Source organism: Candidatus Pelagibacter communis (assembly GCF_001180105.1).
GTDB lineage: Bacteria > Pseudomonadota > Alphaproteobacteria > Pelagibacterales > Pelagibacteraceae > Pelagibacter > Pelagibacter ubique_K.
Window position 1 is genome coordinate 1 of the sequence record NZ_CVSO01000058.1, and the last position, 1,107, is coordinate 1,107.

At 24.4% G+C, this 1,107-nt stretch carries 2 protein-coding genes; both read left to right on the forward strand.

Annotated elements, in window-relative coordinates:
- The first annotated feature begins 39 nt into the window (after positions 1 to 39).
- Positions 40 to 600 (forward strand): aminodeoxychorismate/anthranilate synthase component II, encoded by a 561-nt coding sequence (locus AMN84_RS03670; protein ID WP_075483473.1) that lies wholly within the window; start codon positions 40 to 42, stop codon positions 598 to 600.
- A partial coding sequence (locus tag AMN84_RS03675; RefSeq protein ID WP_075483475.1) for an aminotransferase class IV occupies positions 560 to 1,107 on the forward strand: 548 nt, incomplete at its 3' end. The genes AMN84_RS03670 and AMN84_RS03675, both read left to right, overlap by 41 nt.

Here is a 1,107-nt window from a genome sequence, read left to right on the forward strand (position 1 = left end):
AAACTACATTAAAGCAAAATCATTATTGGAGTTATTTAAATGATATATATTATTGATCATCAAGACTCTTTTACATGGAATGTGGTTCATCAATTTTCTCAATTTGATAAGGTTCATTGCTCTGATTATTTTGATATAAATAAAAAATTATTAAATAAATCAGATGTGATAGTTTTTTCTCCCGGTCCTGGTTCTCCAAAAGATTATCCAGAAACCTCAAAAATTTATAATAAATACAAGGGTAAAAAAAAAATGATTGGTGTATGTTTAGGATTTCAGTTGATATTGTATAACGAAGGTGGAAAAATTAGACAACAAAATAAAATTTATCATGGGTATCAATCAAAAATTAAAGTAAATGGAAAAAGCAAAATTTTTAAAAAAAATAAAGTATTCAATGTCGGAAGATATCATTCACTAAAGTTACATGAGCCATATTTTTCAAAAAATCTCAATATTACAATGCGTTGCACAAAAACAAATACAGCGATGGCTTTTGAGGATAGTATAAATCAAATTTATGGATTTCAATTTCATCCCGACTCATTCTTAACTGAAAATGGCAATTTTTTTATTAAAAAAATCTTATCAAGTAAGTAATCAAAAAGAAATAGGATTTAAAGATTTATGGGGATCTCACGGAGTCTTTACAACTATAAGACTTTTAGGAAAACCTGGTAAACTTATTTTGTTTAAAAGTCACTTTAAGGGATTAATTAAATCTCTTAAAAAATATAAAATTTATTCAAAAAATATTGAGACAAATATTAATCGTTTAATCTATTCAAACATTAATAAGAATATTAATTACGACCATTTATTTCGAATTGCTCTAACAAAAAAATTTATATCAATTTCTATCCGTAAAAGACTTAAACCTAAAAAGGATTTTGAACTTAAATTAATAAACTACAGAAGAATTGATCCTGAAACAAAAAATCTTTATTATAAAAAGATTTTAAAAGAATTAAACAAATATGATCCAAGTAAAACTGATATAGCTTTAGTTTATAGGGGAAAAATTTTAGAAACTTGCACCTCAAATATTTTATTTTTCAAAAATAGAGAGTACTTTTCACCAAAAAACAATTGCTATATTGGAAACAC

Coding starts and splice junctions, on each gene's coding strand:
- AMN84_RS03670 (WP_075483473.1), top strand. CDS start 40: ATGATATATATTATTGATCATCAAGACTCTTTTACATGGAATGTGGTT.